At 67.2% G+C, this 17715-nt stretch carries 18 protein-coding genes and 1 pseudogene; 8 read left to right on the plus strand and 11 right to left on the minus strand.

The annotated features are described in order from the left end of the window. The first annotated feature begins 7 nt into the window (after positions 1-7). The gene (locus FHX72_RS18835; protein ID WP_183623812.1) at positions 8-928 is read left to right on the plus strand and encodes a PRC-barrel domain-containing protein; all 921 of its coding nucleotides are present in this window, start codon (positions 8-10) and stop codon (positions 926-928) included. A gap of 8 nt (positions 929-936) precedes the next feature. After that, positions 937-1224 carry a YciI family protein gene (locus FHX72_RS18840; RefSeq protein WP_068478750.1) on the plus strand — a complete coding sequence of 96 codons (288 nt, stop codon included), beginning with the start codon at positions 937-939 and terminating at the stop codon, positions 1222-1224. Positions 1225-1281: 57 nt separating this feature from the next. Here FHX72_RS18840 and FHX72_RS06760 read toward each other — a convergent pair whose 3' ends face one another. Beyond that, positions 1282-2751 carry a DHA2 family efflux MFS transporter permease subunit gene (locus FHX72_RS06760; RefSeq protein WP_183623814.1) on the minus strand — a complete coding sequence of 490 codons (1470 nt, stop codon included), beginning with the start codon at positions 2749-2751 and terminating at the stop codon, positions 1282-1284. 122 nt (positions 2752-2873) lie between these two features. Between FHX72_RS06760 and FHX72_RS06765 the strand changes: the two genes are divergently transcribed. Continuing rightward, on the plus strand, positions 2874-3260 hold the full coding sequence (locus FHX72_RS06765; RefSeq protein ID WP_068478755.1) for a thioredoxin family protein: 387 nt from the start codon (positions 2874-2876) through the stop codon (positions 3258-3260). On the opposite strand, the gene FHX72_RS06770 is transcribed toward FHX72_RS06765, so the two are convergent. From FHX72_RS06770 to FHX72_RS06785, 4 genes are all read right to left on the minus strand, one after another. After that, positions 3200-4150 (minus strand): SDR family NAD(P)-dependent oxidoreductase, encoded by a 951-nt coding sequence (locus FHX72_RS06770; protein WP_068478758.1) that lies wholly within the window; start codon positions 4148-4150, stop codon positions 3200-3202. The genes FHX72_RS06765 and FHX72_RS06770 overlap by 61 nt on opposite strands. Further along, positions 4147-4974, minus strand: coding sequence for a VOC family protein (locus tag FHX72_RS06775; protein ID WP_183623816.1), 828 nt, complete (start codon positions 4972-4974; stop codon positions 4147-4149). Before FHX72_RS06775 ends, FHX72_RS06770 begins: the two co-directional genes overlap by 4 nt. A gap of 54 nt (positions 4975-5028) precedes the next feature. Then, positions 5029-6117: a GNAT family N-acetyltransferase gene (locus FHX72_RS06780; RefSeq protein WP_183623818.1), complete on the minus strand. Its 1089-nt coding sequence runs from the start codon at positions 6115-6117 to the stop codon at positions 5029-5031. A gap of 100 nt (positions 6118-6217) precedes the next feature. Then, positions 6218-7000, minus strand: coding sequence for an alpha/beta fold hydrolase (locus tag FHX72_RS06785; RefSeq protein WP_183623820.1), 783 nt, complete (start codon positions 6998-7000; stop codon positions 6218-6220). 175 nt (positions 7001-7175) lie between these two features. On the opposite strand from FHX72_RS06785, the gene FHX72_RS06790 reads away from it, so the two are divergent. From FHX72_RS06790 to FHX72_RS06805, 4 genes are all read left to right on the plus strand, one after another. Continuing rightward, on the plus strand, positions 7176-7985 hold the full coding sequence (locus tag FHX72_RS06790) for a siderophore-interacting protein (protein ID WP_183623822.1): 810 nt from the start codon (positions 7176-7178) through the stop codon (positions 7983-7985). A gap of 368 nt (positions 7986-8353) precedes the next feature. Then, the gene (locus FHX72_RS06795; RefSeq protein ID WP_068478769.1) at positions 8354-8557 is read left to right on the plus strand and encodes a cold-shock protein; all 204 of its coding nucleotides are present in this window, start codon (positions 8354-8356) and stop codon (positions 8555-8557) included. Positions 8558-8825: 268 nt separating this feature from the next. Beyond that, the gene (locus FHX72_RS06800; RefSeq protein WP_183623824.1) at positions 8826-10004 is read left to right on the plus strand and encodes an Ig-like domain-containing protein; all 1179 of its coding nucleotides are present in this window, start codon (positions 8826-8828) and stop codon (positions 10002-10004) included. Positions 10005-10213: 209 nt separating this feature from the next. Further along, positions 10214-11416 (plus strand): TetR/AcrR family transcriptional regulator, encoded by a 1203-nt coding sequence (locus FHX72_RS06805; RefSeq protein WP_183623826.1) that lies wholly within the window; start codon positions 10214-10216, stop codon positions 11414-11416. A 100-nt stretch (positions 11417-11516) separates the two neighbouring features. On the opposite strand, the gene FHX72_RS18845 is transcribed toward FHX72_RS06805, so the two are convergent. The 5 genes and pseudogenes from FHX72_RS18845 to FHX72_RS19340 all read right to left on the minus strand — a co-directional run. Then, the gene (locus tag FHX72_RS18845) at positions 11517-11756 is read right to left on the minus strand and encodes a DUF1622 domain-containing protein (RefSeq protein ID WP_338110060.1); all 240 of its coding nucleotides are present in this window, start codon (positions 11754-11756) and stop codon (positions 11517-11519) included. Positions 11757-11866: 110 nt separating this feature from the next. Then, positions 11867-13069, minus strand: a complete 1203-nt coding sequence (locus FHX72_RS06815; protein WP_338110061.1) for an MFS transporter — start codon at positions 13067-13069, stop codon at positions 11867-11869. A 67-nt stretch (positions 13070-13136) separates the two neighbouring features. Beyond that, the gene (locus FHX72_RS06820; protein ID WP_183623828.1) at positions 13137-14201 is read right to left on the minus strand and encodes a FecCD family ABC transporter permease; all 1065 of its coding nucleotides are present in this window, start codon (positions 14199-14201) and stop codon (positions 13137-13139) included. Then, positions 14198-14914: a FecCD family ABC transporter permease gene (locus FHX72_RS06825; RefSeq protein WP_338110062.1), complete on the minus strand. Its 717-nt coding sequence runs from the start codon at positions 14912-14914 to the stop codon at positions 14198-14200. The genes FHX72_RS06820 and FHX72_RS06825 overlap by 4 nt, the downstream gene beginning before the upstream one ends. Positions 14915-15017: 103 nt before the next feature. Next, positions 15018-15173: pseudogene (locus FHX72_RS19340) on the minus strand (Fe(3+)-siderophore ABC transporter permease); the annotation flags it as partial. Positions 15174-15324: 151 nt separating this feature from the next. Here FHX72_RS19340 and FHX72_RS06830 point away from each other — a divergent pair. Beyond that, positions 15325-16320, plus strand: a complete 996-nt coding sequence (locus FHX72_RS06830) for an ABC transporter substrate-binding protein (protein ID WP_183623830.1) — start codon at positions 15325-15327, stop codon at positions 16318-16320. Positions 16321-16406: 86 nt separating this feature from the next. Here the strand turns inward: FHX72_RS06830 and FHX72_RS06835 are convergent, their stop codons facing one another. Next, positions 16407-17687 carry a heparan-alpha-glucosaminide N-acetyltransferase domain-containing protein gene (locus FHX72_RS06835; protein ID WP_183623833.1) on the minus strand — a complete coding sequence of 427 codons (1281 nt, stop codon included), beginning with the start codon at positions 17685-17687 and terminating at the stop codon, positions 16407-16409. Positions 17688-17715 lie beyond the last annotated feature (28 nt).

Here is a 17715-nt window from a genome sequence, read left to right on the forward strand (position 1 = left end):
GCACAGCATGGCTGCCGACGACACGAACAATAAGTTCGACCCTGATTTCGACCCGCGCGACGACGACACGACGCGCATCGAGGCCGCCGAGATCCCTGAGCAGGACCTTGCGCAGGCTGACGCGACCGAGGGCCTCGCTGATGACCCCATCGAGCCGCCGCAGGCCGCCGACGAAGCCGCAGACTCGCTCGCGGCCGACGACACCCTGATCGCGGGCGAGAGCGGAGCCGCTGCCGCGCTCAAGGCGCACGAAGCGAAGCTCACCCGCATCTTCCAGGCGACGGTGTTCGGTCCAGGCGACGAGCGCATCGGGCGCGTCGGCCAGGTGTACCTCGACGACCAGACTCGCGACCCGAACTGGATCACCGTGAAGACGGGCTTCTTCGGCACCAAGGAGTTCTTCATCCCGCTCGACCTCGCGGAGCTCGACGAGAAGCGCATCCTCGTGCCGTACCCGAAGTCGCTCGTGACCAGCGCGCCGAGCACCGAGGTCGACCAGAACCTCAGCCCCGCCGAGGAAGACGCCCTCTACGTGCACTACGAGGTTCCTGGCCGCATGCCAGAGAATGGCACAGAGTCGAGCCTCGTCGAGGACGGCAACGAGCTTCGCTCCGGCAGTGCGCCCGTCGTCTTGGAGAAGAGCGGCGACGACTTCGTCGAGACCGACGAGGCGACCCTGACCGAGGATGCGCTGCTCGCGGAGTCGGTCTCCGACTCTGCCTTCGACACAGAGGCGAGCATCGACGCGCACGAGACTGCCGCACCGCTGCTCTCGGCCGACGACGACGACACTCGCCTCATCGCGACAGCCGAAGCGGCCGCGAGCGACGACGAGTTCGAAGCGCCGACGGTTACCGAGTGGGAAGAGATCAGCTTCCAGCGCCCGACCGACGAGCCGACCGACCCGACCAGCACCGACCGGAACTAGGAGCCCCCGTGCCTATCTTTGCCACGATCTACCACTACGAAGACGACTCAGACGCAACACGTGACGAGCACCGCCCCGCCCACCGGGCGTGGCTTGGCGAGCAGAAAGATGCGGGCATCCTGAAGGCCTCTGGCCCCTGGGCCGCCCCTCACGCGGGCGCGCTGCTCCTCTGGGAGAGCGACGACGAGGCATCGCTGCGTGAGCTGATTCCGGCGGACCCGTTTGCGGTGGTCGGTGTCATCCGCCAGACCGACGTCTACGAGTGGACACCGGTCTTCGGGCCGTTCGTGCCCTAGTACCCGCACGTCAGATCGACCGAACCGGTCGCCGCATTTCGCGGCGACCGGTTTCGTCTACGCGCTCTTGTCGCTCTGCGCCCGGCTCTGGACTCGCGGCTTCTCGAAGAACAGGACAACCACCGAACCCACGAGGAAGGCAGCGATCGGGAGCAGGAGCGACTGTCCCATTGCGGTCGAGAAGCCCTCAGCGACGGCCGCTGGCAGCTCGCCGTTGCTCTGCTCGGCGGCCTCGGCCGGCATCCCAGGCAGTTCGGCGGCGAGCCGTGAGCTGATGAGAGCCGCGATCGCGGCCGACCCGAGGACCGAGCCGACCTGGCGCGTCATGTTGTAGACGCCGGACCCGGCCCCGGCAAGCGCGGGAGGCAGGTTCCTCGTCGCGCTCGTCGCGAGCGGCGCCCAGAGCCCGGAGAGCCCAAGGCCCAGGAACGCGGGTGGGATCAGCAGCTGCCAGAAGGGCCGGTCCGCCGTCATGAGCAGCGACATCCACGCGAGCGAAGCGGCGACGATCAGGAATCCCGCGAAGGCAATCCAGCGCGGCTCGGTCCGGTCGGTCAAGCGTCCCACGAACGGCGCCATGACGCCCGACACGACCGCCATGGGCACAAGCATGAGCGCCGCCTGCGTCGGTTCGAGGGCTCGCGCGGTCTGGAAGTAGAACGCGATGGGCAGCGGCATCGACACGATGGCAAGGCCGAGCACCGAGATGCCGAGGTTGGCGACCGTGAAGTTCCGGTCGCGGAACAGCCCGAGCGGCAGGAGCGGCTCCTTGCGGTTGAAGCGCTGCCAGACGACAAAAGCGACGAGCACAAGAGCGCCGGACACGATGAGCCCCCACACCGAGATGGGGCCGACGATCTGCCCCCAGTCGAAGGTCTCGCCCTCCTGGATGCCGAACACGAGCAGGAAGAGCCCAAGCGCGCTGAGCACGACCCCGAGCCAGTCGAACGAGTGCGCCTTCGTCTCGAGGTCCGGGACGAGGCGCCAGGCCAGGACGAAGGCAACAATGCCGACCGGCACGTTGACGAAGAAGATCCACTCCCAACCGAGGCCGTCCACGAGGAAGCCACCCAGGATGGGGCCGACCAGCGTGGCGACACCGGCGACCGCGCCCCAGAGGCCCATCGCCGCTCCGCGCTTGTCCGGAGCGAAGATGCGCGTGATGACGGACATCGTCTGCGGCGTCATGAGCGCCGCGCCGAGGCCCTGGACCGCCCGAGCCGCGATGAGCATCCCGATATCTCCGGAGAACCCACACCACAGCGAGGCGAGGGTGAAGACGACGAGGCCGATGAGGTAGATGCGCTTGGGACCGAAGCGGTCGCCGAGTCGACCCGTGATGAGCAGCGGCACGGCGTAGCTGAGCAGGTAGGCGCTTGTCACCCAGATGACCGCCGTGATGTCCGTCTGCAGGTCACGCAGGATCGAAGGATTCGCGATGGACACGATGGTCGAATCGACCAGGATCATGAAGAAGCCGAGAACGAGCGCCCAGAGGGCGGGCCAGGGGCGGGAGACTGTTTCCACGAGGGTGGATGCTACGCCGCTTGCGGATGCGCCGCTCAGGCGAGTCGGAATAGCGTGCCTCCTGGGAGCGTTGCGCTCCCCGTACGCCGTGAGAAATCGGCACGCCCCGAGACAGGAGACGCATGGCAACCATCGACATCACCACTGAGACGTTCAAGGACACGGTCGCCACCGACGGAATCGTGCTTGTCGACTTCTGGGCAGAATGGTGCGGGCCCTGCCGCCAGTTCGGCCCTATCTACTCCGCAGCGTCCGAACGCCACGAGAACATCACCTTCGCGAAGGTCGATACGGAGAGCAACCAGGAGCTGTCCGCTGGACTGCAGATCACGTCGATTCCGACCCTGATGGCGTTCCGCGACGGCGTGCTCCTCTACCGCGAGCCGGGCGCGATGCCCCTTGCCGGCGTCGAGAAGCTGATCGAGGCGCTCGAAAACGTCGACATGGATCAGGTTCGCGCCGACATCGCCGAGAAGTCGGGCGCTGTCCCGGCGAGCGACTCGCAGTAGTCCCAGAGGCGCTCCCCGAGCTCGGCGTTGTAGCTACGCCAGTGCGAGCTGCCGAGCACGGGGCGCCCTTTTGTTGTGTAGGCCGGGCGGATCGTCTCCCCGCCTCGCAGTTCCGGGTCGGTCACGGCTCGGAGCTGGCATCGGGCTCCGGCGTCCTTGCCCTGCGCGGCGAAGACGAGGAGGCTGTCGAGCGCCCGCTTGCCGAGCGACGGCTCGTGCACTCCCGGAACGGTCGGCGTGAGCCCGCCGGTCGAGTATCCCGGGTGGGCGACGAGGCTCCGCACGTGCGCCCCTGCCGCTCGCGCACGCCTATCGCCCTCGATCGCGAGGACCTGCGTCGCCAGCTTCGACTGCGCGTAGGCACTCCACGAGGTGTAGCCGCCGCGCAACTGCACGTCCTGCAGGTGCGCTCGTGTGAGTCCGGGCGCGATGCTCCCGAGCCAGACGACCGCCGCGCCTTCCCGGAGGTCGCGGCCAACGGTGAGGTGGCTCAACAGGGCAAAGTGTCCGAGCACGTTCGTCGCGAAGAGCCGCTCGACGCCGTCGCTCGTCTCCTCGCGCTCGGCGGGTGGATGCACAACTCCGGCGTTGAGGACGACGCCGTCGAACCCCTGCCGCCCGCCCTGCTCCCCGCCAAGGAGCGTCGCCGCCGCCTCGCGAACCTCATTCAGTTCTGCGATATCGAACGGCAGCACAGTCACGAGGTCCGGCCGTCCCGTCGCTGAAGCCGCAGCGTCCAACCTCGCCGCGCTTCGACCCGTGACGACAACCTGCGCACCCCGAGACACCAGGCTACTGGCGGTGAAGAAGCCCAGCCCGGTCGAAGCGCCCGTTACGAGGTAGCGCCTGCCCGAGAGATCGTGCGGCCCGTACTCAGCTGCCGCGTTCACTCGTTGCCGCCTGTGCCAGCCTCGACGAGGCAGAATCCCGCTCCGAAGGGATCGACGAGGTTCGCCATCCTGCCGAATGGGGTATCGGTGGGCTCACCGCGTACCTCAGCCCCGAGGCTGGCGGCCCTCGCCGTCGCCTCGTCGACGGATGGCGTGACGAAGTACACAAGCCATTCCGCGGGCGGTCGCGCATCCGCTCCCCCGGCTGCCTGCCCGCCACCGCTCGTCTCCTCGAAGGCGCCGAAGCGGGCATCCGCCCCGCCACGCCTCGGGGCGAACTGGTTGTAGCGGAACTCCGGGGTGCCGGACATGGGGTGCGGAACGAGACACGTGACCGTCGCGTAGAACTCCGTGGCTTCGTCGAGCACCGTGGTGTGCAGCTCGAACCAGGCCGCGGTGCCCGGCTCACCCCAAGCGTCGAAACCGAGTCGGCCTGCAGGCTGCCAGAGGCCGAACGTCGCGCCCTGGCGATCGGCAAGAAGCGCCATACTGCCCTGCTCCATGACGGCATCGGGCCCGACAAGGGAAGCCGCCCCGGCCTCGAGCGCACGAGTGTGCGCTGCGGTGAGGTCTGGCGCGTTGAAGTACACGATCCACGAGGTGCGCTGGCCCGGCTCTGCGGCGCCGAGCCCGCCGACGGTCGCCTGACCGCCGTCTTCCAGCGGGCCAGCCGCGATCAGATGGTAGTGGCCGCTCTCCGGACCCATGTCCTGCAGGCTCCAGCCGAGGACCGAGGCGTAGAAGGACGCGGACCCTCTCGGGTCCGACGTAGCCAGTTCCACCCAGCAGGGGTCACCCGCATCGAAGCGCTCGTACCTTGGCATCGTCTGCTCCTCATCGTTTTCAGCGAGAGATTCGTGCCTCAGAGTCTAGGAGCGTCAGATCTCCACAGCCGGCGATGCGGTGAGGTCGTAGCCGAACGCGTACAGGTGCACCACTATTCCTGGGGCGACTTCCTTCGGCCCCTCACGGTCAGTGAGGTGCACAAACCCGAGGCGCTCGTACAGCCGGTGAGCGCCGAGCATCTCGGGTCCGCTGTTCATGACGACGCGCGAAGCTCCTCGGTCTCGGCCGAGCGCGATGACGTGTCCTGCCAGAGCCTGGCCGATTCCGCGTCCGCGCGCCTCGGGGGCAACCGCGAGCATCCTGAAGTCGAGCTCGCCCGGCTTCGCGAGCTGCGAGATCCGCTCGCCTGGCCGAGGGGTCCACACGGAGCCCAGGATGGTGCCCGTCGCGATGTCCTCTGCTATCCAGACTTCATCCCGGCGTGCGCGGCTGGCCGCGTCGCGCAGGTCTTCTGCGTAGCTCGGGGTCACCTCGTAGTCGTTGCTGTACGCGCGCTCGGTGAGCAGTCCGATTGCAGCGATCTCGTGGTGCCTCACGAGGCGGATGCGCACGCCTTCGGTCTGAGTCAGGTCGTAGCGGTACGCAAGCTCCCCGCCGACGACCGCGTCTTCGGTGTCCCGGCCCTTGACTCTCGCGAACCCCACACGTTCTGCCAGCCGCCTGGCCTGCGTGTTCGAGGCACCGACATCGAGCACAACCGCACGCGCGCCACCCCGGCGTGCGGCTTCGAGCCCCGCATGCACCAGCGCGTCTGCGACACCCTCGCCTCGCGCTTCTGGCGCCACAGCCGTGAAGCGCAGCTCGGCCTCGTCCCCGCGCGCGAGTCGAGCGGGGTCCGTTCCGGCACGCAGCAGCGTCGTCGTCCCGATGATGTTCGAGGGTTGCCCGCCGTCGTCCTGGGTGACCGCCACGAGGATCACACCCGCCTCGCTTCGCGCGGCGACGTCACGCTCTGCTGATCGACGCGAATCGCGCCAGGGCTTGCTGCCGTGCGCTCCAGCGTCGAACGAGTGAACCGTGAGCTCGCCCACCGTCGCGAATTCATCGACTTGGGCCTCACGAACAGTGAATCTGCTCGGGCTCGTGTTCGTGCGGGGCTCGACGCTTGCTGCGACGCTCATAGACCATCCAATACCTGTTCGGGCCTGGCGAGCCCGTGTGTGCAACTGTCCAGCATACGACGCCGAGGCAGGCGTGCGGGCCTGGACTGCGTGCCTGCGCTCAGCTTTTGTCGTCGGCCGGCGTGATGACGCGGTGCGACCCCGTTGCGGGATGCGCGGCCCTCGCTCGAACGGACGCGAGCTGAGCTTGGACGATATCGGCGACGAGGGCGAGAGCTTGCGCCTCGAAGTCGCCGTGGTCGACGGCGACTACCTCTTGCGCCTCGACGTGCCTGAGCCACGCGGTGATCGCATTCACCGACTCGGTCGTGTAGCCGTTCGACTCACCGGCGGAGCCGCCGAAGAGAAGCGCGACAGGCACCCTGAGCCCTGAGAGGTCGTCTCGCGGCGAGGCACCGCCGCTTTCCGTCACAGCTGTGCCGTCTCTCGTGTCGCTGAGTCCGCCGTTGATGAGGACCAGCGCCCCCACACGGTCCGGATGGGCAGCCGCGAATGCCACGGCGAGCTCCGCTCCGACTTCGGTTCCGACAAGCACAGCCCGCTCGACCGAGAAGTGGTCAAGGAGCTTGACGACCGCTCGCGTGGTGGACGCTCGGCCATCTTGCTCGCTCCGTCGCCACCCCAGATCTGAGATCGAAGGGGCCAGCACGTGGGCCTCCGGGAGGAGTCCGGCGAGGGTCTCCGCGGTCGCCTCACGCGGTTCCCCGAGGAGGAGGAGGTTGTCGTGCTTGCGCCCCTGAGAGGAGACACGCACCAGGACCTCGACGCTTCCGCCCTCGAGATCGACCCGGAGGGCCCGCGGACCAGATGCGGATCCAGCGTCTGGCTGAGCGCCAACGGCTCGGAGCGCGCGCACGGGCGAGGTTGACTCTTCACCCTTCATGCGATCCACTCCTTCGCTGGCTCTCAATGCTACGCACTCACGCTCCAGCGTAGACACGGTGCCGTCCGCCGCGAGGCACGGCGACCGTTGCACGCGCCCGTCGAGCGCGCGAGCAATGGCTGGTCACGCAACCTCCACGTGACTAAGGTAAACCTAACCCCCGAAGGAGTCCATCATGTCTAACATCACCACCACCCACGCCTCGAGCGGCCTGGTCAGGTCCCGGCTTGTCGCGAGAGAGCGCGTGAGTGAGCACGTGGTGCGCGTGACGCTCGAGGGAGAAGATTTCTCTCGCTTTCGTGGACTGGGGTTCGACCAGTGGTTCAGACTCCTTCTCCCCCAGCAGGACGACTCCGTCTTCGACCGCATGCCGGATCGGATCGACTTCAAGGGGTACCTCAAGTACCTCCTGATCTCGCAGTCGAAACGACCCGCGATGCGCAACTACACCGTGCGCGAGTTCCGAGCCCAGACCCGACAGCTCGACATCGACGTGATCGTGCACGGCGACGCCGGGATAGCCGGACCGTGGGCGCGAGACGCAGCGCACGGCGCCCCCGTGGCCCTCATCGACCAGGGTTGCGGCTTCGCGCCACCCTCGACCACCGACTGGCAGCTTCTCGTCGCCGACGAGACGGGCATGCCAGCGGTCGTCGGGATCTTGCGAGACCTCCCTAGGGATGCACGCGGACACGCGATCATCGAAGTCCCGACTTCGGGAGATGCCCAGCCCGTCGAGCCCCCTGCCGGCTTCTCGGTCGACTGGGTGACTCGACCCGGCGACACCAGGCCCGGGGAACTGGCGCTGGAGCGCGTTCGGGCGATCGAGCTGGGGGGCGCGAACCCTTACGCGTTCGCCGTCGGCGAGGCCCAGCTCGCGACTGGAGTCCGCCGCCATCTCGTGCGGGACCTCTCGGTACCGAAGGCCCAGGTGACGTTCTGCGGCTACTGGAAACTCGGACGAAGCGAAAGCGCACGCGACTGACCAATTGGTGGGTTTTGAATCCGTGACCCCGCGTGACTCTTTCGCCCGAATTCACCTGCAATTGCGGGCCCGGAGCGTGATAGAGTTGACCTCACGCGCTGAGCGTCGGGAAGCCGTCCAGTAGCACCGCAGTTAACACGGGTCGAGCGCGCGCCCCATCCGAATCGGAACTGCCCCCAGACAGCCCCGAACCCAAGAACTTATCCACCCCTGAGCTTTGCTTTTCCACGCCGCCGTGGAAAGCAATCCGAATCGCCTCTGATTCGGGAGCGCATTCCTGCGCGAAATAGACCGTGCCTAATAAGCACAGATCCGCTTGCGGATCACTCGCCCGAAGTACGGGCTGCATAACAATGAAGGAAGAAAACATGGCAACTGGCATCGTGAAGTGGTTCAACGCAGACAAGGGCTACGGCTTCATCGCTCCGGACGACGGAACGCCCGACGTCTTCGCGCACCACTCCGCAATCGACGTCCAGGGTTTCCGCACGCTTGAAGAGAACCAGCGCGTGGAGTTCGATGTGACCCAGGGACCCAAGGGTCTCCAGGCCGAGAGCATCCGCCCGCTCTAAATCAGGCTCTCAGCGGTCCTCGTCCTCTGACGAACTGACCACGCACAGCGAGTGCGACCTTCGGGTCGCACTCGTTTTGTTTTCAGCTGATGCAGCATCACTCCACTGATTGCAGAACTCAAAACGCGTTCTCGGAACTCCCGGGCTACCGAGGCGGACTAACCTGCCAGCGTCCCCCACTTGAGGCGCGACAACACGCGAATCGCGTCATTACCCTGATCGGGCCGCGCTCCACGTCTGGTGCTCGGCGAGGACCACAGTGGGAAGATTGAGCAGAACACCTGCACGCACGAGCCGAGAAGGAAGGCGTCGAGCGGCGCTCCCACTCGCAACAGCACTGGCAGCAACCGCACTCACGGTCGGCGGTGGCATCGCGACGGCAGGCGCCGCAGAAGCGGACTTCACCTACCCGGCTGCCATCGACCCTGCGACGATCACCATCAAGACCAACTCCGGTTCCTCCACGGATGAGCCGAAGAAGTGGGATTGGCTGCGCATCGACGCAGAATGGTCAGTCCCAAACGGAGCAACAGCTGGCGAGACTTTCGGCATCACGCTGCCACCCGAGTTCGGCATCGCCGGCGCCGGGTCGTTCTCGATCGCGGCCCCGGACAGCCCGGACTCAACCGTCGCGAACTGCGCTGTGAGCGATGACGTTGCGCCGGTCGTCACCTGCACTCTCACCGACTACGTGAACGGCCTCGACGACATCGCCGGCCACCTCTGGTTCTGGGCAGAGGCGAGCGAGGTCACCGAAAAGGACGGCGTTGATTTTGTCGTCGACGGCGTCGTCACAGTTGTGCCCCTCCCTGGCGGAGGCATCGGAGTCCCACCGGGCGAGGCGCCCGTGACCTCACTCGTCAAGAACTCGCTCCCGATCACAGCAGGCGGCACCATGACGTGGCGCATCTACGTGCCAGGCTCACAGTTCGCAGGGCAGGAGACACTCACGATCACGGATGCCCTCAAAACTGAGGCCGGATTCGCACCACACGAAATCGTCCCTGGATCGTTCTCCTTCTCTTCGGCCACGGGTGACGACGCCCTGGCCGAGGTCGACCCGGCCGAGTACTCCGTTGCGCTCAGCGACGACCGCCTGAGCTACACGTTCACGTTTGCCGGACCGATCCCGGAAGACGCCCGTTACCGCCTCACCTATAAGACCAAGGCAAGCGGCCCTCTTGTCCTCGGACAGAAGTTCGGCAACAGCGCCAATGTGAACGGCGCGTCGATCGAACATGTCACGACCGTCAAGCAGCAGGGTGGCGGTGACGGCAGCGGCACGACAACGCCGACCGCGACGCCAACACCGACGGCCACGCCCACGCCGACGCCTCTCGCGACCACGGGGGCGGAGAGCGTCCTGCCACTCGGTGCGGCCGCAGCCGCCTTGCTCCTGGCCGGTGGAGCAATGCTGCTTGCACGCAAGAAGCGCGCTCAGAGCTAGTTCCCTGAGCTCTCGAATGCCACCTCGCTCATCGCGAGGTGGCATTCGTCGTTCACGGGCCGCGGAGTGTGCGCTCGACAAATCAGGTGTGTTCGGAGAAGAACCACCGGTGAGACGGGTATCCTTCTGGGGCGAGGCGCGAACCCCCCGAACGCCGAAGACCTCGTTCACTACCAGTACCAGATTTTGAACGGAGCAACATCCCCTCCATGACCACTCCCCCCACGTGGCCTCATACCCCAGTCGTCCGCCCCAAGGACCGGAAGCAGCGCATCGAGTCCGCCGCTACTCAGGCCTTCGCCCTGCGCGGCTACCACCAGGTGAGCATGAGCGACGTGGCGGCCTCGGTTGGCATCTCCGCGCCGGCCCTCTACCGTCACTTCGCGAACAAGTACGACCTCTTCAAGCACACAGCCTTCGGCATTGTCGATGCCGTCGAAAGTGCAACAGATGAAGTGGCAGAGACGTCAGCCGCCGAGCGCGCTACGGCCGCCGAGCAGTCCACCGCACTGATTCAGGCGACGCTCGACAGCCTCATCAAGTGCCGCGGAACGGGCGAGATCATCCGCTGGGAGTCTCGTTACCTCGAGCCCGCGGATCGCGCCTCCGTCGACCAGCGGCTCGCCAAGGTCTACGGCCATTTCTCGACAGCGCTGAAGGAGCTCCACCCCGAGCTGAGCAGCGAAGACCGAGCCCTGCAGAGCCGAGCCGCCTTCGCCGTGCTCGCCAGCGTGTCTATGCACCGCACGAGCATCTCGGCAGCGACCGCCGACTACCTCCGCGCAGCGTCCCAACGAGCCCTCGACGCCACCCTTGCTGACATTGAGTCCTACGTTGCTCCTGCTGCCACGGGCATCCCATCCACTGCCAAGCGCGAGCAGATCGTCGCGCGTTCCATCGAGCTCTTCTTCGCCCGCGGCTACAACCTCGTCAGCATCGAAGAGATCGGTGGCGCGGTCGGCATCACCGCGTCTGGCGTCTACCGCCACTTTGAGAGCAAGAGCGGGATCCTCGCGGCGGCATGCTCACGAGCGGCTGAGTACCTCGGACAGGTGACGCGCGACGTCTTCGCGGCGGTCGACTCCAACGAGGCCGCGCTAGACGGACTGATCGACGCCTACGTCGAGGCGCAGCTTGCACACCACAAGCTCCTGCAGGTCTACATCGCCGAATCAACGAACCTCGGAGACGAAGAGCGCGAACGCCTGCTGGCTCTGCAGCGCGATCACATCGAGGAATGGGCTGGCCTGCTTCGCGCGGTCAAGCCGCAGTTCTCCGCTTCGGAAGCCCGCTGCGTTGCGCACGCTGGGTTCCACGTGGTCGATTCGCTCGGCCGAGTGCTCGCCTGGCAGGACACGCCGAGCAACCGGGCGCGAGTAGCCCACATGCTCCGCGCTGTCCTCGGCGTCTGAACTCAGTAACAGACGACGCTCGGTCCCAGACAACCGCTGTTGACAGCCCTTGGCCCGCACCTGTGAAGGTGCGGGCCAAGGTCGTTCACGCGCCAGTTGATCAGTGAGGTTCGGCTGCGCCCGCGGGGTCGCCGGGCTGAGGGCGATGTGCTGATCTGACCTGATCGGCGAGCACCTGCGCGCCGCTCGTCGTGAGGGCACGGCGCCAAGGCAGGACACCCTCGATCTCGATCTGAATGGACATGCTCAGGACCGTCCGGATGACAACGATGAGCCCCAAGATGAGGGCGTCCTCGAGCGAGGGCTTCGAGGTGATGGTGCGCACGAGGTCAGCTGCCACAGCACCTCGAGCCCCAGGAGGATGCCGGCGTTAAGCACCTCGACGACAACCGCGACGATCTCGAACACGCGGTCCATGGATTCCTGCGTTCCTGCTCCTCGGGGGTGGGGTTAGGTGGAGTCGTGTCTGCGGGTGCGCCCGGCGAGGACTCCCGCGCACAGGAACGCGACGACGCCTGCCACCGGGACCACGATGAGTCCGACGCGCAGCGACGTTGCATCGGCGAGCAGGCCGACGAGCGGCGGTGCCGCGAGGAAGCCGAGGCGCATGAGCCACGACACAAGCGTTATCGCAGTGCCAGGTTTGAAGCCGGGCAGTTCGTCCGCCGTGTGCAGCGCGGCGGGCACAAGCGTCGCAATGCCGAGTCCCGCAGCGGCGAAGCCGGCGATCGTTCCGCCAACGCTGGGGAAGAGCAGGGCAACACCCATTCCGAGCGCCGTGATGAGACCGCCGGCCTGCGCGACCCTGCGCTCGCCGAAGCGATCGACGAGCCGGTCACCGAGCATCCGACCGACGAACTGCGCGCCGACAAGTGCGATGAAGCCGAACGCGGCCAGCGCCTGCGGAGCTTCGAGCGAACCGGAGAGGTAGAGCGCCGCCCACGTGCTCCCCGAGTCCTCGACCACCGAGCCTGCGACCGTGAGGAGGACGAGGGCGAAGAGCACGAGGTACTTCGTTGAACCGCCCCGCGACGGGGCGCCCTCCTTGACGACCCTGATCCCCGCGGTGGTGACCTCGACGTCGTCGTGTTCTGGGCCGGGAATCATCCACCTGTAGGCGAGGAATGCCACGAGCGAGAACAGCGCCCCGCTGATGCCGAGGTGCAGCGGAAGGGGCACCTGCAGTGCCACGGCCCCCGCCCCCATGAGCCCACCGAGCACCGCCCCGATCGACCAGATGGCGTGGAAGCCATTGATGATCGATCGCCCGAACCGTCGCTGCACACGCAACCCGTGCGAGTTCTGCGCGACGTCGGTCAGCGCATCCGCCGCCCCACCGAGAGCGAACGCCGCCGCCAGCAGCAGCCCGTTCGGCGCGAAGCTCGCGGCGAACAGGGCCAGGCTCGTGATCGCAGTGCCCGCGACGGCAAGGCGAGACGACCAGAAACGACGGATGAGCGCCGCCGCCGCGAGACCGGCGAGGAGCGCCCCGCTCGGATACGCGGCGACGACAAGTCCGAACTCCACGTTGCTCAGTCCCAGCTCGGCTTTGAGCCCCGGGTACCGAGGGAGCAGGTTCGCGAAGAGCGCCCCGTTGGTGAGGAACATGGCCGCGACTGCGATGCGCGCGCGCCGGTCAGCCCGGGAGATCACTCCCTGACCGCGATGTCATGGTGCTTGCTGAGCATGAAGCAATCCAAGCACAGCCGAGCACCTCGGATCACCGCCGCGACTGCAGCGCGAGCAGGAAGACCAGGTACGCGCCGCCGATGACGATCGTCACGACCCCGACGGGAACGGTGCCGCCGAGCACATGCTGCGCGATGAGGTCAGCCGCGAGCAACAGGACGCCGCCGAGGACCGCCGAGGACAGGATCGGGACACCGGGCCCCCGTTCGAGGCGGAGCGCGAGCTGCGGTGCAGAGAGTGCGATGAACGCGATCGGTCCCGTCGCCGCCGTCACGACGGCGGTGAGCATGACGCCGACGATCAGCACGGCGAAGCGTGTCGGTTCGACGCGCACGCCGTGGCTCCTCGCGGTCTCATCCCCGAGCTCGAGCTGCCGGAGTGGGCCGGCGAGCATCGCAACTGCGGGGATGAGGAGGACCAGGATGATCGCGGCGGGCAGGAGCTGTGACCACTGGGCGAGCGCCAGCGATCCCGCTCCCCAGATGGACGCCGTCATAGCGACCTCCGTTTGCGCGCGGAGGAGCATCCACGTGTTGAGCGCGTGGAGGAAGGCGGTGACGCCGATACCCACGACGATCAGTCTGAAGCTGCTGACACCGCCCCGGCGGGCAAGCGCGTACACCAGAATCGCCGTCAGGATGCCGCCAGCAAGCGCGCCGAGCGCCGTCCCGATGAACGTGCCAGCGCCCGCGATGATGACGATGACGGCGCCCGTGTACGCGCCAGTGGAGAAGCCGATGACATCGGGCGAGCCGAGTGGGTTCCTCGTAAGCGACTGGAAGAGGGCTCCAGAGGCGGCGAGCGCGGCCCCGAACACGAGCGCCGCGACAACGCGCGGCGCGCGCCACTCGAGGACGACGGTCGTGGCGAAGCCACCGTCAGGGACGAAGATCGCCTCGAGCACCTCAATCGGGCTCAGCGGGTACTTGCCGAGTCCGAGCGCCACGACGGCCAGCACCAGGGCGATGCCGGCGAGGCTAAGCGTCACCACGACCGTGCGGCGACGCCGGTGCTCGCGGGCGACGCGCGCGGGCCCTAGCGGCCTGGCCTGCCCCGAACTACGGACCTCACGCTGTGTACTCTCCTGTGCGGTCACAGCCCGCTCACCTTCTTGCGACGCGCGAGCGCGACGAGGACTGGGGCGCCGATGAATGCCGTCACGATGCCAACGGGAAGCTCACCAGGGCGCAGGACGACCCTTCCGAGCACATCGGCGACGAGCACGAGCGAGGGCCCGAGGAGGACGCTGAGCCCCATGATCCAGCCCTGGTCCTGGCCGACTATCGCCCGCGCCAAGTGCGGGACCATGAGACCCACGAACGCGATGGGTCCGGCGATCGCCGTCGCTCCACCGGCGAGCAACGTGACCGCCACGATGGACAGGACCCTGGTGCGCGCCACAGACGATCCAAGCGAGTGAGCAAGGTCGTCGCCGAGGGCGAGCGCGTTCAGGGAACGGCCGAGGGCGAGCGCCAAGACAATCCCCGCGACCACAAACGGAGCAACCGGCAAGGTCGTCTCGAGCGTCCGCAACTGGAAGGAGCCAGACTCCCACACGAGCAGCGCGTTGAAGCGCTCAGGGTCGCTGAACCTGATGGCCGCGATGATCCCGCTCAGAACGGCACCGAAGGCCATGCCCGCGAGCGTAAGCCTGAGCGGATTTGGCCCTCCTTTCCCGCTGCCGAGGAAGTAGACGAGTACGGTCGTCGCGGCGGCTCCGAGAAACGCGAACCAGACGTAGCCGATTGGGTTTGTCACTCCGAGCACCGCGACGGCGAGCGCGACAGCAAACGACGCACCAGAGGTCACGCCGAGGATTCCCGGGTCGGCGAGGGGGTTCCTCGTGACCGTACTGGATGATCGCGCCCGCCACCGCGAGCCCGGCGCCCACGAGGATGCCGATGATGGTCCGCGTCACGCGGAGGTCGAGAATGGCCGTGCGTGTGGCCTGATCGACCTCTCCCCCGATGACAGCGGCCCAGACCTGGTCGAGGGGCACCTCTCGGGACCCGATAGCGATGCTGGCGGCGCAGCTGATCGCGACCAGGGCGGCCGAGATGAGGAGCATCGAGACGCGACGGCCGGCGGACACACGCCGTGCGGTGCCTGCACTGGACCGCGCCACACCACCAGGTGCCTTGACCTTCACTTCTGACGTCACGACAACCGAGTTTAGGCTAACCTACATCGACTGCCGCTCACTCAGACAGAAGGCCTTCATGAAACACCTCGCCAAGGGCCTCGCCCTCGCCTCCGCCGCCGCACTCCTGCTGACGGGATGCTCCGCAACCTCGGACGGCGCTGCCGACGACACGACCGCTCCCGCGGCGGACGGAGCGTTTCCCGCCGTCGTTGACACCAAGTTCGGCGAGATCACGATCGACGCGGCGCCCACGCGCATCGTCGCTCTCGGCTGGGGCGACGCCGAAACGGCCCTCGCCCTGGGCGTCCAGCCCGTCGGAGCCTCTGACTGGCTCGCGTTCGGCGGCGAGGGAGTCGGCCCGTGGGCCGAGGGCCTCTACGACACGGCTCCTGTCATCATCGAAACCATGGAGCCCGACTACGAGGCGATCGCTGCTCTCGAGCCCGACCTCATCCTCGACACAAAGAGCTCGGGCGACCAGGACCGCTACGACCGACTCTCGTCCATCACGACAACCGTGGGTGTACCAGAGGGCGGCGACAGCTACCTGACGACAACCGAACAGCAGATGGAGCTCATCTCGAGCGCGCTCGGCGTGCCCGAGAAGGGTGACGAACTCCTCGCCGAGGTCGACGCAGCATTCGCGGCAGTCGCGGATGCCAACCCCGAATGGGCTGGCAAGACGGCGACGGCGGCCACGAAGACCGCCGAGGGCTGGGGCGCCTACATCGACGGCAGCGAGCGCGTCGCGTTCCTCGAGAACCTCGGCTTCGCGCAGAGCCCGAAGATCGCCGAGCTCCCCGTCGCCGAGACCGGATTCTCAGCGACCGTCTCCAACGAGCAGCTCGACCTCCTCGACGCCGACCTGATCGTCGCCTTCCCGATCTTCATCGAGACGTCGGCGATCACCGACGACGCGCAGTGGAAGCAGATTCCCGCCGTCGCGGACGGCCGCGCCGTTGTCATCGACGGTGACATCGCCTCGGCCTACTCGCTCGGCACAACACTCGCCGTGAAGTACGCGATCGACGAGGTCGCCCCGCAGATCGAGACGGCGCTCGCAGGCAAGTAGCCGAGACGCCAGACGAGGACGGCGCCCGCACACCACAAGGTGGCGGGCGCCGTCTGCGTTTTAGGACGCGCCTCGAGCGAGGCGCGTCACCGGCGACGTGTCGTGAGCGACGCGAACCGCTGCCCCGTCCACGTGACGGCCGCCTCAAGCGGCCCACGGCGCTGCCACCAGTAGAAGACGGCACCGATGCCGAGGGCGCACGCCACGTGAATGAGCCAGATCGGCGCGCTCGAGACCAGCCAGAACAGCTCGGGCGCATCCGCGAGCGCGCCGCCGTGCACAACGACTGAGTACGTGACCCCGGCGACGATGACATGCACCGCGTAGATCGTGAGCGGCGTCGCGCCTGCGCCAATCGCCGGCCCGAGAAATCGGATCGCCGCGTCCCCGAGCCGGAGGCAGAACGCCAGGCAGACACCGATCGCGATGAGTGACGTGCCAGCAGTGATCGCGAGGTCGAACGTCGTCCCGGAATGCGGCGCGGGTGACGCCAGGAACCAGCTGCTCTCAGTCGGAGACGTGCCGAAAGCCGCTGAGTAGAACAACTCGGAGGCCCGGTCGCCGGCGCCCGTCGAGGCGCTGATCGAGCTCAGCCCGCCGAAGGGACCAGCGAGAAGCAGGCTGACGCCGACGCCGACAAGCGCGAGCACGGCGCCAACGCTGGCAAGCCCCAAGCTCAACTGCAGAATCGTGCCGCGCTCCCTGGAGATGAGGAGCATCCGCCCGACCACCATGCCGACGATCGCGTAGACGACCCAGGTCAGCACCGGGTAGGTGCCCGTCACGAACAGCCCTCGAATCAGCTCAAGCGGATGCGCGAGATCGAGCCAACTTGGTGTCCCGAGCTCGGAGCCCACGTTGAGCGGTGCGCGAAGGAGCATCGACAAGAACGGCCACAGGCCCGCCCAGGCTGTCGCGACCATGAGCAGCGACAGGTTCGAGAGCCGTAGGAGGGGAATCAGGAGCCAGAACACCAGGCCGTAGTAGACGAGGATCACGGCGATGGGGCCAGGCACGAGGCCGAGCGTCATGCCGATCAGCATGAGCGCCAGGCCGCGCCCGAACACGTTGAGGGCCGCCGCGCCATGCGCCTTGCGCTCACGCTGCTGCCTGGTCGTGAGCACAACGCCGATACCCGCGAGCACGGCGAAGAGGGCCGCCGCCTTGCCGCCGAGGAAGGCAGCGAGGGCCGGCGTGGATCCGTCCGAGTTCGTGACCCAGACGTGAGTGGCCATCATGCCGATGAGCGCCAGGAACCGAGCGAGGTCGAGCCCAGTGATGCGCCCAGCACGCCGTTCGCGCTCGCCAGCTCGTCCTCGGCTCCTCGAAGAAGGGGCCGGATTACCTGACGTGCCGATGACGCTCACGCCCTCACGCTACCGGCAGGACAGGCGG

The organism is Pseudoclavibacter helvolus, assembly GCF_014191305.1.
GTDB lineage: Bacteria > Actinomycetota > Actinomycetes > Actinomycetales > Microbacteriaceae > Pseudoclavibacter > Pseudoclavibacter helvolus.

Coding starts and splice junctions, on each gene's coding strand:
- FHX72_RS06830 (WP_183623830.1), top strand. CDS start 15,325: ATGAAACACCTCGCCAAGGGCCTCGCCCTCGCCTCCGCCGCCGCACTC.
- FHX72_RS18835 (WP_183623812.1), top strand. CDS start 8: ATGGCTGCCGACGACACGAACAATAAGTTCGACCCTGATTTCGACCCG.
- FHX72_RS06780 (WP_183623818.1), bottom strand. CDS start 6,117: ATGAGCGTCGCAGCAAGCGTCGAGCCCCGCACGAACACGAGCCCGAGC.
- FHX72_RS06805 (WP_183623826.1), top strand. CDS start 10,214: ATGACCACTCCCCCCACGTGGCCTCATACCCCAGTCGTCCGCCCCAAG.
- FHX72_RS06785 (WP_183623820.1), bottom strand. CDS start 7,000: ATGAAGGGTGAAGAGTCAACCTCGCCCGTGCGCGCGCTCCGAGCCGTT.
- FHX72_RS06775 (WP_183623816.1), bottom strand. CDS start 4,974: ATGCCAAGGTACGAGCGCTTCGATGCGGGTGACCCCTGCTGGGTGGAA.
- FHX72_RS06790 (WP_183623822.1), top strand. CDS start 7,176: ATGTCTAACATCACCACCACCCACGCCTCGAGCGGCCTGGTCAGGTCC.
- FHX72_RS06765 (WP_068478755.1), top strand. CDS start 2,874: ATGGCAACCATCGACATCACCACTGAGACGTTCAAGGACACGGTCGCC.
- FHX72_RS06795 (WP_068478769.1), top strand. CDS start 8,354: ATGGCAACTGGCATCGTGAAGTGGTTCAACGCAGACAAGGGCTACGGC.